This window comes from Actinopolymorpha sp. B11F2, assembly GCF_040195635.1.
In the GTDB taxonomy this organism is placed as follows: Bacteria; Actinomycetota; Actinomycetes; order Propionibacteriales; family Actinopolymorphaceae; genus Thermasporomyces.
The window spans coordinates 191,531-207,989 of the sequence record NZ_JBEFTX010000012.1; the positions used below are offsets into that span (position 1 = coordinate 191,531).

Genomic DNA, 16,459 nt, shown 5'->3' on the forward strand with positions numbered 1-16,459 from the left:
GCACCTGTGGGCCCGCACAGGTCCGTGATCGTGCGCATGCGGTCGCCATCGTCGACGGCTTTGCCGAATCGTCACCTGACCCGCCGTCTCGGGTGACCTTCACGCCGCCCTGGTGGACGAGTAACGTGCGCATGCGATGATCACGCTACGGACCCGAGTCACGACAATGGGTGGGATGTCACATGACGGCGCGATTACTCACGCGTAGCGGACGTGCACCCGACGTGCGTACGGTCTCCGAAGCCCTCACCGCGGCAAGCCTCGCCACGTTTCTGCAGGTGACCGAGGTATCGGTGGCGGGGGCGGCACTCCCGCTGTTCCGACGCGGGACCACCGGCGACCTCGAGCAGGTCGTCCGCCTGGTCTTCACGCCGCCAGCCGCCGACGTCCGACGCGTCGAGCTGATCCGACCAGATGGTGGGATCGCCGTGTCGTGGACGGGGTCACTGTTCGGTGACGGCGTACTCGACCTGCTCGTAGCTGAGATCAGGTCACCCGCGACCTGGACGGTCGCGGTCACGATCGCCGGTGCGGAGCACCGTGGCACGTTGTCGGTGGCGCCCGGCCGCAAGCTGACCGTGCATCTCGTCCACCACTCCCATCTCGACATCGGATACACCGACACCCAGGGCGCCGTCCTGCGCAACCAGGTCGACTATCTCGACGCCGCGCTCGAGCTTGCGCGCCAGGGCGAGGACACCGATCCGGACACGCGCTTCCGGTGGACGGTCGAGTCCAACCTTCCCGTCCGGACCTGGCTGCGGCATCGGCCACGGGCCACCATCGAGGAGTTCTGCCGGCTCGCCCGGATGGATGTCATCGAGGTCACGGCGATGCCGTTCAACCTGCACACCGAGATGGCGAGCCAGGAGGAACTGGCGAGCCTGCTCCGCACGGCGATCGAGCTTCGTGAGGTCCACGGCATCCCGATCCGGTCGGCGATGCACACCGACGTTCCTGGCGCGACAACCGGCTGGGTGGACGCGCTCGCCGAAGCCGGTGTGCGGTATCTGTCGGCCGCGCACAACTGGGCCGGGCGTTCGGTGCCGTACCTCGTGGACGGGCAGGACCTGACGCGACCGTTCTGGTGGCGTACGCCTGGCGGAGCGCGCCTGCTCACCTGGTTCACCGACAGTGCGCACGGTGCGGCGTACCTGGAAGGAAATCTGGTCGGACTGTCCACTTCCTATACCGACACGCTTGCCCTCCTGCCGATGTACCTTCAGGCGCTCGTGACCCGGCCGTTTCCGTTTCCCGACGGCGTTTTCGGGCTCTCCGGCATTCCGGAGGGCGCCGAGATCACGAGACGTCCGTATGCGTTCGACCTGCTCCAGCTTCGCGTCCAGGGACGGCCTTCCGACAATGCCGGACCCAGCCGAACTCCGGCGGAGATCGCACGACGATGGAACTCCGAATGGACCTATCCGCGTCTGGTGTGCGCCACCAACGGTTCCTTTCTCGCCGCCGCCGAAACCGAGATCGGTGACCAGGTGGCCGAGCACTGCGGAGACTGGGGCGACTGGTGGGCCGACGGTGTGGGTGCGGGAGCGCGCCCACTCGGCTACAACCGTCGTACGCAGGGACTCGTCCGAACGGCCGAAACCGTCCACGTGCTTGCCGATCTGCAGCTGGGAATGCGGCATCCTGTCCGCGAGACCGTCGACTCCATCTATGACAAGGTGGGCCTCTTCGACGAGCACACGTGGGGCGCGGCGAGTCCCTGGCATGACCACGAGGCGGGTGTGGACTCCGGCGGCCTGCAATGGACGCGCAAGCAGGAGTATGCGCACCAGGCCTATGACGAGGCGCTGGACCTGCTGCAGGGTGGAATCCACCGTCTGGGCGCGGGTGTGGGATCCGCGACCTTCACCGACGTTCTCGGCTCGCTGGCGGTCTACAACACGACCGGTCAGCCGCGTACGGACGTGGTGCGGGCATTCGTACCAGAAGGCCAGCTGAGCGGAACCCCTGTCGAGGAAGGGTTTCTGGCCGTCGTCGACACCCGCAAGGACGAACGGGTGCCGGTGCGTGTCACGGCCGCGGACCGCCCGGCGACACCTCGCGGGTGGGAGCTGGAGTTCGTGGCGCGCGAGGTCCCCTCGCTGGGATGGGTACGTTTCGACCTCGTGGCCACCGGTGAGCCGTCCGAGGACGCCGTCACCGAGACTGCCACCGGCAGCGGCAAGGACGCCTTGACAGTGCCGGCGGCGCTCGCCCACGACGGGCTTCCTCCCGGACCCAAGTCGGCGTACCGGCTGGCCAACGACTACTACGAACTGACCTACGACCCGACCCAGGCGATGGTGACCTCGATCGTGGATCGACGCGCCGGTCGGGAGCTCGTCAACCTACACGCGTTGACCGGGGTCAACGAGTACATCGTCGACACCTATGGATCGGCCGCTCATGTCAACCACCTGTCAGGGCGGGTACGGGCCTCGGACCTCACTCTTCTCACCGCACGGCAGGTGGGGCGCCACGCGGTTGTCCTTCGTACGCGGCATTCCGCGCTGGGTGACGAGCTCGAGGTCGAGGTGAGAGCGCCCGGGGTCGATCGGCTTCGCACGACGATCTCGTTGCATGCGGGAGTTCCGCGGGTCGACATCACCAACCGGATCCAGAAGCCGGCAAGCTCGACGAAGGAGAGTATGTATTTCGCGTTCCCCTTGGCCGGAACGAGTGAGCCCCTCTACGAGCTCACCGGTTCCGTTGCCGGTGCCGGTGTTCCACACGTGCCGGGAGCGCCGGCGCACATGCACGGAATTCGGCACTGGGTGGGAATCCGCGAGGACGACTATGCGATTGTCTGGGCGACGCTCGAGTCACCGCTCGTACAGTTCGGCACGATCGCGTTGCCCTACCAACCGTTCCGGTCCACGATCGATGCCGAGGTGCCGGAGCCGTCCACGATCTATTCGTGGGTCGTCAACAATCTCTGGGATACGAACTTCCCTTCCCAGCAACAAGGCGAGATGACCTTCCGATACGCGATCGCCGGCTCGTCCACCGAGTCCGTGCAGGCGCTCGGCGCGTCGACCGCGGCAGGACTCACCGATCCCCTGGTGCCCATCGTCGCGGCTGGTAAGGGAATCGCGCCCCTCGTGTCCTCGGGAAGCCTGCTGGCGGTGAACACACCGGACGTCGTGGTGAGCAGCGTGGGACGGCCGCGTGACGGATCGGACGGGATCGCGGTGCGACTGCGGTCACTCGCGCTCGACACCGTCGATGCCGAACTCACCCTGGAAGGGTTCGACGCGTCGGCGGCAGCGCTCAGCACGCTCGTCGAGTACGCGACGCCCGACCTACCGGTGGAGGAGGTGCCGATCGGGGACGGCCGGGTGACGGTACGACTGCCGGCGGGAACGTCGCGTACCCTCCTGCTGCGACCCTGACCCGCGAGGAGTCGCGACTGTCAGGGGATCTCGGTGGGGGTGGCCTCGAACACCCGGATCTTCGCGGGCCCTTCGGCCGAGTCGGCGAGGACGCTGTCGAGGGCGGCCATGTGCGCGCTTGCCAGGTGGGCTTCCAGGGCTGCCGCGTCCCGCCACTCCTCCACGCAGGTGAAGAGGCAGTCGTCCTCGAGGTCGACCACGAACGCGTAGTGCAGGCAGCCGCTGTCGTCGCTGCGGGTGGCATGCTGCATCGCGATCAACGCCGCGATCGTCTCCGTGCGTCGTTCGGGGCGGGAGCGGAACACCGCGTGTACGACGATCATGCACCAACCCTATGCCGTCGTCCCGCCTGCGGGGAACGGCCGGGTGAGGCGGTCCGGTCGACGAGACACGAGCGCCGCGGACACCCACGACATGCTGAGATCGGCTTCATGAGCGGAAATGGAAACCAGACGCGTATCCACCGGATCGCGGTCATCCCGGGCGACGGGATCGGTGTGGATGTGACCGCCGAGGCGTGTCGGGTGGTCGACGCCGCGGGCAAGGCATACGGCTTCGACGTGGAGTGGACGTCCTACGACTGGAGCTGCGAGCGCTACGCCGCCACCGGCCGGATGATGCCGGACGACGCGCTCGACCAGCTCCGCCCCCACGACGCGATCCTGCTCGGCGCCGTCGGTTATCCCGGTGTCCCTGACCACATCTCACTGTGGGGCCTGCTGATCCCGATCCGCCGGGCGTTCGAGCAGTACGTCAACCTGCGCCCGGTGCGGCTGCTCCCGGGCGTCCAGTCTCCGCTGGCCGGCCGGACCGCGAGCGATGTCGCGATGACTGTCGTACGGGAGAACTCCGAGGGCGAGTACTCCCGGGTCGGCGGGCGGCAGGGCGTCGGCGTGGACGAGATGGCCATCCAGACGTCGGTGTTCACCCGGCGCGGTGTGGAACGTGTCGTGCGGTACGCGTTCGAGCTGGCGCGGGCCCAGGACCTCCCGGTGTGCTCGGCCACGAAGTCCAACGGGATCGTCTACTCGATGCCGTTCTGGGACGAGGTCTTCGCCGTGGTTGCCGCCGACTACCCCGACGTCGCCTCGGAGCAGTGTCATGCCGATGCGTTGGCCGCGCGGATGGTGCTGGCGCCGGAGCGCCTCGGGATCATCGTGGGGTCGAACCTGTTCGGTGACCTGTTGAGCGACCTGTCGGCGGCGGTGGCGGGCGGGTTGGGCATCGCGCCGGCCGCCAACATCAACCCTGAACGTACCCACCCCTCGATGTTCGAGGCCGTCCACGGCTCGGCCCCCGACATCGCCGGGCAGGGCATCGCCAATCCGGTGGCGCAGGTCCTGACCGCGGCCATGATGCTCGACCACCTGGGTGAGGCCGGGGCGGCGGCCGGGATCGGGACGGCGGTGGACGCGGCGCTCGCCGAGCCCGCCCATCGCACGCCCGACCTGGGCGGCCAGGCGACGACGACGGAGTGCGGGTCGGCCATCGTGGCGGCCCTGTGAGCTGACCCGGAACCGCACGCTCCGAAGGTCTCCCCGGCTGGGCGCTGATCCCTTCCAACAGGTCGGGGCTCGGGTGCGGTGCGAGACCGAACTCTCTGCGTTTTCAGCGCGTTCTCCAGCAGTTCCGGATTATCCGGGATAACGTCTTTTGGTGGGCCGGACTCACCCGGACGGATTCGCGGAATGATCGATTTCTTACAATATTCTCATCGTCACGACGCCATACATGGATTGTTTGCCGAGTGGGCTAACCACCGCCTTTCGGCATGCGGTGTGGCTCACGCGATCTCGGGTCGATCATGAGGAACGAAGTCGCCGCCGTGCCGGCTGTCTCCGCCGTGCCGGCCGTCTCCCCGGCGAGATTCGTTCTCGACCGCGCCGCCAACCTGGCCGTTCGCGTGTGGATGCTGTCTGTCGTCCTGTTCGGCACAGCGCTGCTCTCCGGCGCCGGGATCATTGCGACCGTACGCCAGCTTCCCTTGTGGATCTGGGCTCTCGTCATCGTGGTTCTCGCGCCGCCGGTGATCCAGGCCCGAAGCTGGAAGCGTGCCTCGGTGGCGACGAGAGGCCTGGTGCGGTGGAAGGGCCGGGTCGCGCTCATTCTCCTGTTCGAGGCCGCGAACTACGCGCTGCTGTATCTTCTCGGAGTCGCGTTGGGCGGAGAAGCGGAATACCAGTCGCACATGAACGCGTACGTCACGTTCATGATGAGTGCCGGCACGAGCTACCTGAGTTTCCTTGCCGTTTTCTACTGCGCCTGCACATTGCGGTTTCCGATCATCGACCGACTCGCGTCGGTGATCTCGCGTCCTCCTGTGCGGTTACCGTCGCCCGCCAGGTCGAGGTCCGGTAGTGCCCTTCGCCAGCCTTCGACGACCCACGTGGCAACGGACCCGAGCGATTGCCGATCGAGGACAGGGATGCTCGCCAAGGGAGACGAACGTCCAGGGACTGGACATGGTCGGCTACCGTAGGCGCGGCGCAGGGTGCTCCCGGGGACCGGTGTCGTTCGCCGGAGCACCTCACAGTGCCATGCAGGTCGAGGGAAGGGTCGTAGGTGTCAAGTACCGCCGGTCAAGGCGACCCTGACACCTCATCCCCTGATCCAGCCTCACCCGCCGATCCGGCGTCATCCTCCGATCCGGCGTCATCCTCCGATCCGGCGTCACCCCCCGGTGCGGCACCGACCGGCAACGGCCGGCGGCGGCGGTTCGACATCCGCAAGATCGTGGTCGACACTCGCCCGCTGGCGGTCCGCCCGTACCGTCGGCTCTGGACGTCCACGATCGTCACCTCGGTCGGCAGCCAGCTGACGGCGGTCGCCGTCCCCAAGCAGATCTACGACATCACCGGCTCGTCGGCGTACGTCGGACTCTCGGGTCTCGTCGCCCTCGCCCCGCTGGTGGTCTTCGCGCTGTGGGGCGGTGCCATCGCCGACGCGGTGGACCGGCGGAAGCTGCTGCTCGTCACCAACACCGGGATCGCGGTCACCTCGCTGCTGCTGTGGGCACAGGCGGCGGCCGGCATGAACTCCGTCTGGGTGCTGTTCGTCCTGCTCGGCATGCAGCAGGCCTGCGCCGGCGCGAACCAGCCCGCCCGGAGCGCGTCGATCCCGCGGCTCGTGCCCGCGCACCTGCTGCCGGCGGCCAACGCCCTGAACTCCACCGTCTTCCAGACCGGTTCGATCATCGGCCCGCTGCTGGCGGGTTCCCTGATCCCGGTCCTGGGTCTGTCCACGCTCTACCTCATCGACTCCATCGCACTCACCGTGACGCTCTGGGCGGTGTACCGGCTGCCACCGCTGCCGCCTCTGAACGGTGCGCCGAAGCGGGCGGGGCTCCGCCATGTGCTGGAGGGTTTCGCCTACCTCGCGACGCGGCGGATCCTGCTGGTGTCGTTCCTCGCCGACATCATCGCGATGGTGCTCGGGATGCCGCGGGCGCTCTTCCCGCAGATGGCGCAGGAGACGTTCGGTGACCCGCCCGGTGGTGGTCTCGCGCTGGGCATCCTGTTCGCCGCCATCCCGCTGGGAGCGGTACTGGGCGGCCTGTTCTCCGGGGTGTTCTCCCGTGTCCGCAGGCACGGTGTCGCGGTCGTCCTCGCCGTCTGTGGCTGGGGCCTCGCGATCATCGGTTTCGGCCTGTCTCCGTGGCTGTGGCTGGCGGCGGTGTTCCTCGGGCTCGCGGGTGTCGCCGACCTGGTGAGCATGGTGTTCCGCGGCACGATCCTGCAGACCGCGGCGACCGACGAGATGCGCGGCCGGATGCAGGGCGCGTTCACCGTGGTGGTGGCCGGAGGTCCTCGACTCGCCGACCTGCTGCACGGAACCGCGGGCGCCGCGGTGGGTACGTCGATGGCGGTGAGCGGCGGCGGCGTCCTCGTCGTCGTGGTGATGCTCGCGGCGGTGGCGGCGTTCCCGGTGTTCTGGCACTACCGCGGCCCCGGACCGGAGAAGAACGAAACCTGAGTACGCGCTGGTGCCGCCGCCGATCAGCAGTGCACCTGAGCGTGCGTGCACCTGAGCGTGCGTGCGCCGGAAGGCCACCCGCGGACGACGTCCCGCGACGTTGGCCGCCGACGGTCAGAGTCGGACAAGTCGCCGCATTCCGGCCTATGCTGCGGCCACCTTGCTCGCCCGGCCGGTAGGGGGCCACCGTGCGCCGACGGTTTTCGACCATCGCCGTGGGCGCGGCCGCGCTCGGGTTGCTGGCGACAATGGCGTTCACCGCCAGCGCGCCGCCTTCGCGGGCGGCACACGGGGTTGTCCCGCCGGCGGTCGGAGTCAGGACCGTCCAGGTCGACGTCACCGTCGGACCGGCCAAGGACACCACCTGCCGGATCGTCGGCGACCTGTACCAACCCGCGACCGCCACCGCCGAGACGCCCCAGCCGGCGATTCTCACCACCCACGGCTTCGGCGGTAGCAAGGACGACCAGGCCGGTCTCGCGCACCGGCTCGCCGAGCAGGACTACGTGGTGCTGGCGTACTCCGGGCTGGGTTTCGGCGGTACGCAGTGCAAGATCCACCTCGACGATCCCGACTGGGACGGCCAGGCCGCCAGCCAGCTCGTCGACTACCTGGCCGGGGAGCGGGTGGACGCGGACGGCGACCGGCTCGACCTGGTGGCCCTCGACGGACCCGGCGATCCCAAGGTCGGCATGTTCGGCGGCTCGTACGGCGGGCAGGTGCAGTTCGCGGCGGCGGCCGTGGACGACCGGATCGACGCCCTCGTCCCGGCCATCACGTGGAACGACCTCGACTACGCACTGGCTCCTACCAACGCCGGGCTCACCCCCGGCACCGTCACCTCGGACGAGCCGGGGGTCTTCAAGCGGATGTAGGCGGACCTCTTCGCCGCGCTCGGCGTCCTGCGCGGCGCCGAGCACGCGCTCGGCGACCCGCGCCGGCTGACCGGCTGCCCGAACTTCGCCGACCAGATCTGCCCGGCGCTGATCGAGGCCAACGTCGCCGGCTACCCGTCGGCGCAGACCCGCGCCATGCTGCGCCGCGCGTCCGTCGCGTCGTACGTCGGGAAGGTGCGCGCGCCCACGCTGCTGCTCCAGGGGCAGGACGACACCCTCTTCAACCTTCAGGAGGCGATCGCCACCTATCGTGCCCTTGACGCGCAGGGGACGCCGGTCCGGATGGTCTGGCAGTCGTGGGGACACTCCGGCCAGACGCCCGCGCCGGGTGAGATCGACCTGAGTGGCGCCCGAGACCCGATGACGACCTACGAAGGCCGCCGGTGCTGGACTGGTTCGCGTACTGGCTGCGCGACGATCACACCGCCTCGCTCGGGCCGCCGCTCGCGTACTTCCGCGACTGGGTCCGCTACGACGGCGCGGCACCCGCCGGCGCTGAGCCCGCCTACGGCACCGCGGACGCCTACCCGGTCGGCGGGACACAGCGGTTGTACCTGTCCGGCGACCGCAGCCTGACCCCCGTGCCCGGCGATGTCGTCGCCGGCGCCCAGACCTGGGTCAACCTCGCCGCGGGCGTGCCGTCGTCGTACTCCGAGCTGCCGCCGGAAGTGGAGGCGATCCCGCCGTACGACACGGCCGGTACGCACGCCGCCTGGACCACCGCGCCGCTCACCGGCGACGTCGAGACCGTGGGCGTGCCGACCCTCGACGTCACGCTGCGGTCGCCGCTGGCCGGGGTCACCCAGGCCACCGGACCAGGTGGGCGGCTGATCGTGTTCGCCAAGCTGTACGACGTGGCGCCCGACGGTGAGCTCACGCTCGTCCACCGACTGGTCTCGCCGGTCCGGGTGGCCGACGTCACCGAGCCGAAGCCGCTGCACATCGAGCTGCCCGGCATCGTCCACCGCTGGCAGGCGGGCCACCGCATCCGGGTGGTCCTGGCCGCCAGCGATGCGGCGTACGCCAACAACGTCGCGGTCCTGCCGGTGACCGTGCGGACGACGGTCACGGATCCGCCGGTCCTCACCCTCCCCGTCCTGGGCCCGGATGCTGTCCTGGGACCAGGTGCTGTCCTGGGCCATAAGGCTGCCGTGGGCCCGGATGCGGAGCTCGCCCGGTCTGGCCGATGATGGGCCCATGCCGAAACCGCGCATCCTGCTCACCGGCGCCGCGGGTGGTGTGGGCCAGCTGCTGCTGCCCGGCCTGGTCGAGTCCTACGACGTGGTCCTGACCGATCGCGTGCCCGCGCCCGGGATGGTCACCGGCGACCTGGCCGACCCGGACTTCCTGGCCAAGGTCACCTCCGGTGTCGAGTCGATCGTCCACCTGGCGGCCAACCCGGACGCCGGCGCGACCTGGGACGAGCTCCGTACCCCCAACGTCGACGTGGTCGCCAGCATCCTGGCCACCGAAGTGCCACGCGTGGTGCTCGCCAGCTCCGTCCACGTGATGGGTGCGTACGCCGGACATCGGCAGGTCCCGGTCGACCCCGACTGGGCCCCGGCGCCGTGCTGTGCGTACGGCGCGACGAAGGCCCTGGCAGAGGCGCTCGCGCGCGTCCGTACGTACCAGACGGGCAGGTCGGTCGTGGCACTCCGGCTCGGCGCGACCTCGGCGGAGCCGGGCGACGTCACGGCGTTGGCGGGGTGGCTCGGACCGGCCGACCTCCAACAGCTGGTGGTGCGCGCGCTGGAGGCCGACGTGACGTTCGCGGTGTGCCACGGCGTGTCGGCCAACACCCGAAGCGACTGGCTCGTCCGCAACCCGATCGGCTACGAGCCCGTCCTCGACTCGGAGGACTACGCCGACCAGGTGCCTGTCGACGACTACTGGGCGTTGTGCTCGCCCGGCAGTGGGACACAGCGGTAGGGAACCAGGCGCCGGCAGCGGCTGATCCGTCCGCGACACCGGGACACCCGGAGGCGAGTTGTCCACAGCCTGTCAATCGTCGCTGGCGTGGTGACGGGGCGGCGTGCATGATCGAGCTGTAGGGAGTCCCGGGGGTGGAGGAGGCCGCATGTCGGGGACCGGCGATCTCAGTGCGACCGCCATCGACCAGTTGTTGACCGACACCCGACGTGCGCTGGAGACCATGCGGTCCGGCCAGCAGGTGGGGGAGCCGGCTGAGCCGATCATTGGTGAGGGCGAGGCTTCCGACGGCAAGGTGCACGCCGTCGTCGCGCTGCCCGGCGAGGTCCAGTCGCTGACCATGGATCCCCGCTTGATGCGGGAGGGTTCGGAGAGCGTCTGCGATGCCGTCGTCGAGGCCGTCAACGCCGCCTTGGCGGACCTGCGCGCGAAGGCCACGACAGAGGTCGGCGGTTCGGTCGACCTCGAACAGCTCAGCGGCGACCTCGAAGCCGTTCAGAACGAATCTCTGCAGACCATGAAGACGATGTTCGGCGCTCTTCAGGAGGTCATGGACCGCATCGACCGGAGGACGTGACGCATGAGCGCGAGGAGCCCTCGCGGAGGTACGCCGAGGTACGAGGCGTGCCGGAGTGAGGCACCGCAGTGGTCGTGCGAAAGGGGCATGGCATGAGCAAGCAGTTCGACCCGGACAAGATCGACACGGCGGGCAGGGACCTGTTGAAGGCAGCCAACCGGCTCGACGATCAGATCGACGACTTCCTCACCACGACGCAGGGCATCGGCGAGCCGTGCGGCGATGCGGAGCCGATCGGCATGCTGCTCGGCGTGAGCTACGCAGCCGCCGAGGAAGTCCTGACCGAAGCGCTCGAGTCGGTGGTCGAGTGTCTGGAAGGTCATGCGCAGAAGCTTCACGTCGCGGCCGCCAACTACGCGAACTCCGAACAGGACAACCTGACCGCCGTCGAAGGAGTGGGGATCTGAGCGATGGCACAAGGGATCGTCCTTCCCGGCCCACTCGTGACCCTGCTGTCCGAGCTGGGCTACCTGTGGCCGGACGCCGACGAAGTACGCCTCATGCAGCTCGGCCAGGCCTGGATGGAGGTCCAGGGCAAGCTCGACGAGGTCGTCCAGCAGGCCCAGGAGACCGCCGAGCGAGTCTGGAACGAAAACCACGACGACGCCATCGACGCGTTCAAGGCCTCATGGGAAGCACCGGACGACGGCCTCGACACGCTCCGCCAGAACGCCACCGGGGTCATGGTGGTGGGTGCGATCATCCTGGTCTGCGCGATCGTCGTTCTGATGCTCAAGATCTGGGTGATCGTCCAGCTGGTCACGCTGGCGATCGCGATCGTCCAGGCCATCGCCGCGGCTGTCCCCACCTTCGGCGCCTCGCTGCTCACCATTCCGGTGGTCAAGGAGATCATCGGCCGGATCATCAACCTGCTGATCAGCCGGGCCCTGGAGGTGCTTCTTGGGTAAGAAGCGCCTCCTGCGCGGCATGGCCGGCCGCCTGGAGGGCAAGGTCGCGAAGACGGCGGCGAAGGCGCTACCCAAGGCCAGGAGCGCCGCGCGCAAGGTTCCTGACATCCCGAAACGCAAGCCACCGGTGAAGCCGACGGCGACAAACACCAAGCTCCAACGGCACATCGACAACCTCTGGAAGCACGCCGGCAAGAAGGGCACCGCCGGCGACGGCACCACGTTCGACGCGATCCGGAACGAGCTGCTCACCGGTCGGGCGTCCAACGGGATCTTCCACCTCCAGAAGGGCCGGGAGATCATGAACGGTCTGCGAGGGCTACTACGGAAGACGGGCCGCGACGCCCTGTCCCCCTCAGACCGTAGGATCGCCCAGGAGCTGTTCAACGAGCTCAGAGACGCCTACAGACGAGGCGGTGGACACCCCTGATGTCGCAGCAGGTCGAGGCACTGCTGACCCGGCTCACCCAGGCCGTGCCCGGGCTGGCGTCGATGCTGTCCGAGCACCGGCAGCAGTTCGGTCACCAGGCGCCGAGGGCGTTCCTGCGTACGGCGGCGTTCGTCACCGCGGCCGGGTACCAGTCCAGGGACCCGGACAGCGCGGGCCAGTTCCAGGAGCTGCTGGACCTCCTGGAGTCCGAGGTCGGAAGGGACGACGAGACGGATGCGCTGATCGCTGGTTCGTTCCTGGCCAACCTTCCGCTCGGCGACGATCCGCGGGGGTCGGTCGACGCCATTCTCGGGCCCAGCTTGCGGAGTCTGCTCGATCGGCGCCCGTCGATCACCGCGTCGCACAGGGCGATCCAGCGCCTGGTCGCTGCCGAACCCGCGCTCATCGGTGAGCTCAATGAGCACCTCGAGACCTACGACGAACTCCTTCCCCACGTCTTCATGGGCGAGCTGATCGATCGACTCACCGAGTGGATCGGCTCAGGTCAGGAGCCCGCCCTCGCCCGGGTCCGCAACGTGCTGAGCACGCTGGAGGACGAGTACGGCAAGGATTTCGAGGTCGATGAGTTGATCGCCGCGTCCTTCCTCGAGGATCTTCCCGAGCGCGGTGAGCCGGGCAGCGGCATCCTCGACCTTCTCGGCCCCAAGCTCGGCAAGGAACTCAACCGGCAGCGAAGCTAGGTGTACTGCCCGGGCTCGCCGGGCGGCTGAACGCGGCGAACGGGTCCGCCACTGGTGCCCGCCTCCGGGTCGACGACGACCGGGCGTCGTACTCTCCAGGAAGTGGAAGCAGGGTAGGGTCCGCGTCGGCGCTGGCGATCCGAGTCGTTCGTACGACCGGATCGTAGGTCCGGCGCTCACGGGAGGAACGGAGGGCGCCGTGGCGAACCCGCATCGGGTGATCCTCGACACCGATATCGGCTCCGACGTCGATGACGCGCTGGCCCTGGCCATGCTGTTCGGCGCGACCGATATCGAGCTGCTCGGGGTGACGACGGTCTATGGCGACGTCGATCTTCGTGCCCGGATCGCCCGACGCCTGGCGCGGCTGGCCGGGCACGACGGGCTCGCCGTGGCCTCGGGCGCCGAGCGCCCGCTGTCCGGTGCCGAAGCCTGGTGGGCGGGCTTCGAGGGTCAGCTCTACTCCGACCTGGGTGGCGAAGTGTTCATGGAGGACGTCACCGCGGCTGAGTTCCTCGCCCAGACGGCCGCCGACATCCCAGGCGAGCTGGACGTCGTGGCGGTCGGGCCGTTGACCAACCTCGCGACGGCGATCCGGACCGATCCGGCGTTCGTGAGCAACGTGCGGCGGGTCTATGTGATGGGTGGCCGCTTCGACGTACGGGAGCAGGCGGAGCACAACTTCAAGTGCGATGCCGAGGCGGCGGCGGAAGTCTTCGCGTCGGGGATTCCGGTGACCGTCGTCGGCCTCGAGATCACCACGAGAGCTCGCATCGGGCCGGACGAGCTCGCACCGATCGCGGCCGCCGGTGCACTCGGCCGCCAGATCGAGGCGGAGGTGCACCAGTGGTGGCAGTACACCGAGCACCAGTGGAACCACCCGCACGATCCCATCGCCGTCCTCGCCATGCTGCGACCGGACCTGCTCGGCCTGAAGGGGCCCGTTCGGGTACGCGTCGAGCCGGAGGGTGACCTGGCCGGCGTCAGTGTGGCCGAACCGGTGCCCGTCGGCGAGAGTGTGGACGCGGCGCGCGCGACGTACGTCGTCGACAGGGTCAACGTGGCGGGTGCGGTGGCGGCGACGGTCGCGCTGATCAAGGCCGCCGGCGACCTGGGACCGTCCTGAGGTGACGAGAGCTGGTAAGGGCCAGCCGCGCGGGTTCATGATCATGCACGGGAAGCCGGGGCTTCGAGGTCAGGCACCCGTCGAGGTACTCAACCCGCGCGGGTGAACGCAGCGGTGGCGCCCGCCGGCAGCCGGTAGGTGTAGGCCGTACCCGCCCAGGACACCTCGAACGTCGCCACCTGCCGTCCCGCGTTGTAGACGACCTCCAGCTGGGTACCGTCAGGCAGGCTCGCCGTCCGGCGCTGCAGGTCACCCTCGCCGGTGGTGGTCACGGCGGGCACGGCCGCGTTCGCACCCGCGGCGGCCGCGTTGGATGCGGTCGCACCATCCGGCGCCAGGAGGTTCAGCTCGTGGATCGACCACCAGCTGCCCGAGCTGCCCGTGTTGACGATCCGGACGTACCGCGCCTGGACCGGTGGAACGAGAACCCGGAGCTGCGTACGCCCACCGCCGCGGGCGATCGGCTCGCCCCATGTCTCGCCGTCGTCGGAGACGTAGACCTCGTAGCCGCGAACGAAGTCGCCGGGGCTGCCCGAGGTGTCGAGGCTGATCTCGCTGAACGACGTCGGCGCGCCGAGGTCGACCTGGAACCAGTCCCCGGGTGCCATGCCGGCGCCGGTGCTCCACCGCGTAGCCGGGTCGCCGTCGATCGCCTGACCCGCCGGATCCGCTGGCGCACTGGCCGATGCCGAGACCGTCCAGGCATCCCGCGGCAGCGCGGTCGGCGTACCGGGTGGTTCGAGCGCGCCACCGGTCGGTACGGAATAGCCGAGCCAGTTCTCCCCGACCCGGACCTGGTCGAGAGAGGTGAGCAGCCCGGAGTCGTAGCTCACGACCGGCCGGCTGCCGTCAGCGGCCCTGAAGGCGAGGTCGACCTGCCCGATCGTGTCGGCATCGGGCTCGCCGTGTTGGCGACCCGACCACACGAACGTCGCCGCGGCTCCTGGGGCGAGTGCGTAGGAGAACCACCGGTCGCCCCACTGGATCTGGAAGGTCGTGCGTTCGGTCCCGGAGTTGTGCGCCACCAGGGCCTTCGAGCCGTCGGGGTTGACGAACGCGACGTCTGCGACGTTGCCGGCGTCCAGCGTGTTCGAGGCGATCCGGCGGGCGCCCGGCCGGACGAACTTGCTGGCGTGGCCGAGCGCGTAGTAGTCGACCGTCTTCGCGTAGTCCCAACCCCCGTTGGCGTCCTGCGTCACCTTCAGCACGCCGCGGCAGGTGAGGCAGCCACCGTTGGTGGGGCCGTTGGCCGCGTCGAGCGCCATGTTCCACCGGACGACGGACTTGGCCCAGTCGCGCGTGGAGTTGATGACGAGACCGATCGCACCGGCGAACCCGTCCTCGTCGGTGCCTTCCCATTCCCCGCCCGAACATTCGGTGTGGTACGCCGGCTTGGCCGGATAGTTGTTGTGGGACAGGGACTGCGCCCGCACATCGCCGCCGTAGCAGTGCCATGCGGTGCCGTGGACATGGCGCGCCGTTTCGGGGTCGGCGTAGAGGCTTTCCGGATAGCTGATGACGTCCCAGTTGTGGTCGTAGCCGAGAATCCTGGTGTCGATTTCGTGCTTGCGCAGCGTGGGTCCGAGGTGGTTTCGAATCAGCTCGCCCGCTTCCTCGGCGCTCAGGCCGAGGCCTGGATATCCACCGGGGATGTAGAGCGGTTCGTTGTTGGGAGAGATGTAGCGGATCGGAATTCCCTCGTCGGCGTACGCCTGGATGAACTTCGCGAAATAGTCGGCGAGTGGTTGGTAGGCGTCGGGTTTGAGATTGCCGCCGATCATGTTGTCGCTGGTCTTCATCCACCCGGGCGGGCTCCATGGCGAGGCCATCAGGGTGAGCTGTGGGTTGAGCTTCCGGGCCTGGGTGAGCAACGGAATGATGTAGGCACGATCGTGGTCGATGGAGAAGTGGGCGAGAGTCGGATCGGTCTCACCCGCCGGCATGTCGTCGTAGGAGTAGTTGCCCTCGACGGCGAAGTCGCTCGCTCCCATGGGTTGCCGGACGAAGCTCAGGCCGATCCCGTCGCGCGCGCTGAACAGGTCGCGCATCGCGGCGTTGCGGCGTTCGGTGTCCAGGCGGGTGCCGACCAGCCAGGCGGACGAGTCGGTGAACGACGCGCCGAAGCCCTCCATGCGCTGGTATCTGCGGGTCTCGTCGATCGCGATCGTCGATCCTTCGGGGGCGCCACCAAGCCGCCATGACACGCTCGGCGCCTGCGTCAGGTACGTCCCGGCCGCCGGATCGCTGACCCAGACGTCGACGCCGCCCGCCGGTGCCGCCGAGACGTCCTGGCTCGCGGAGTCAGCGGCCGCGGTCGTGCCCAGTGACGCGGCCACCATGGCGACACCGAGAGCCAGGCCATACAGTCGTCGAGGCATCCGTCCCCTCCCGGGTTCCTGGCCGGAACGTAAGCCCGGTCGAGGTCGTGGTCAATCCCGGTCGTCAGGCGCGACCAGATCGGCCATGCGTTCGTCCTCATGCGTGCCACCGAACGGACGGCGTTCCCTTGCGGTGAAGGCGGATCCGGC

At 68.9% G+C, this 16,459-nt stretch carries 15 protein-coding genes and 1 pseudogene; 14 read left to right on the plus strand and 2 right to left on the minus strand.

The window, feature by feature from the left end:
- Positions 1 to 182 precede the first annotated feature (182 nt).
- Complete coding sequence (locus tag ABN034_RS21800; protein WP_349692847.1) at positions 183 to 3,392, plus strand: glycoside hydrolase family 38 N-terminal domain-containing protein; 3,210 nt, start codon at positions 183 to 185, stop codon at positions 3,390 to 3,392.
- A gap of 20 nt (positions 3,393 to 3,412) precedes the next feature.
- On the opposite strand, the gene ABN034_RS21805 is transcribed toward ABN034_RS21800, so the two are convergent.
- Positions 3,413 to 3,715 (minus strand): putative quinol monooxygenase, encoded by a 303-nt coding sequence (locus ABN034_RS21805; protein WP_349692848.1) that lies wholly within the window; start codon positions 3,713 to 3,715, stop codon positions 3,413 to 3,415.
- A gap of 108 nt (positions 3,716 to 3,823) precedes the next feature.
- Between ABN034_RS21805 and ABN034_RS21810 the strand changes: the two genes are divergently transcribed.
- The 13 genes and pseudogenes from ABN034_RS21810 (at position 3,824) to ABN034_RS21865 (ending at position 13,931) form a co-directional block, all read left to right on the plus strand.
- A complete protein-coding gene (locus ABN034_RS21810) occupies positions 3,824 to 4,897 on the plus strand; it encodes a tartrate dehydrogenase (RefSeq protein WP_349692849.1) in 1,074 nt (357 codons plus the stop codon).
- Between the two features lie 299 nt (positions 4,898 to 5,196).
- Entirely contained in the window at positions 5,197 to 5,871 is a 675-nt protein-coding gene (locus ABN034_RS21815) for a hypothetical protein (RefSeq protein ID WP_349692850.1), read from the plus strand.
- 83 nt (positions 5,872 to 5,954) lie between these two features.
- A complete protein-coding gene (locus ABN034_RS21820) occupies positions 5,955 to 7,364 on the plus strand; it encodes an MFS transporter (RefSeq protein ID WP_349692851.1) in 1,410 nt (469 codons plus the stop codon).
- 188 nt (positions 7,365 to 7,552) lie between these two features.
- Positions 7,553 to 8,239, plus strand: coding sequence for an alpha/beta hydrolase (locus ABN034_RS21825; RefSeq protein WP_349692852.1), 687 nt, complete (start codon positions 7,553 to 7,555; stop codon positions 8,237 to 8,239).
- Between the two features lie 156 nt (positions 8,240 to 8,395).
- Positions 8,396 to 8,509, plus strand: a pseudogene (locus tag ABN034_RS34500) (hypothetical protein); the annotation flags it as partial.
- 134 nt (positions 8,510 to 8,643) lie between these two features.
- Complete coding sequence (locus ABN034_RS21830) at positions 8,644 to 9,450, plus strand: CocE/NonD family hydrolase C-terminal non-catalytic domain-containing protein (protein ID WP_349692853.1); 807 nt, start codon at positions 8,644 to 8,646, stop codon at positions 9,448 to 9,450.
- 7 nt (positions 9,451 to 9,457) lie between these two features.
- Positions 9,458 to 10,189 carry an NAD-dependent epimerase/dehydratase family protein gene (locus ABN034_RS21835; RefSeq protein WP_349692854.1) on the plus strand — a complete coding sequence of 244 codons (732 nt, stop codon included), beginning with the start codon at positions 9,458 to 9,460 and terminating at the stop codon, positions 10,187 to 10,189.
- Positions 10,190 to 10,337: 148 nt separating this feature from the next.
- Entirely contained in the window at positions 10,338 to 10,766 is a 429-nt protein-coding gene (locus ABN034_RS21840; protein WP_349692855.1) for a YbaB/EbfC family nucleoid-associated protein, read from the plus strand.
- Positions 10,767 to 10,858: 92 nt separating this feature from the next.
- Positions 10,859 to 11,173, plus strand: coding sequence for a type VII secretion target (locus ABN034_RS21845; protein WP_349692856.1), 315 nt, complete (start codon positions 10,859 to 10,861; stop codon positions 11,171 to 11,173).
- Positions 11,174 to 11,176: 3 nt separating this feature from the next.
- On the plus strand, positions 11,177 to 11,674 hold the full coding sequence (locus ABN034_RS21850; protein WP_349692857.1) for a WXG100-like domain-containing protein: 498 nt from the start codon (positions 11,177 to 11,179) through the stop codon (positions 11,672 to 11,674).
- On the plus strand, positions 11,667 to 12,104 hold the full coding sequence (locus tag ABN034_RS21855; RefSeq protein ID WP_349692858.1) for a hypothetical protein: 438 nt from the start codon (positions 11,667 to 11,669) through the stop codon (positions 12,102 to 12,104). The genes ABN034_RS21850 and ABN034_RS21855 overlap by 8 nt, the downstream gene beginning before the upstream one ends.
- Positions 12,104 to 12,805: a DUF7674 family protein gene (locus ABN034_RS21860; protein ID WP_349692859.1), complete on the plus strand. Its 702-nt coding sequence runs from the start codon at positions 12,104 to 12,106 to the stop codon at positions 12,803 to 12,805. Before ABN034_RS21855 ends, ABN034_RS21860 begins: the two co-directional genes overlap by 1 nt.
- Before the next feature lie 199 nt (positions 12,806 to 13,004).
- Entirely contained in the window at positions 13,005 to 13,931 is a 927-nt protein-coding gene (locus ABN034_RS21865) for a nucleoside hydrolase (protein WP_349692860.1), read from the plus strand.
- An 89-nt stretch (positions 13,932 to 14,020) separates the two neighbouring features.
- On the opposite strand, the gene ABN034_RS21870 is transcribed toward ABN034_RS21865, so the two are convergent.
- Positions 14,021 to 16,309, minus strand: a complete 2,289-nt coding sequence (locus tag ABN034_RS21870) for a discoidin domain-containing protein (protein WP_349692861.1) — start codon at positions 16,307 to 16,309, stop codon at positions 14,021 to 14,023.
- Positions 16,310 to 16,459: the final 150 nt, after the last annotated feature.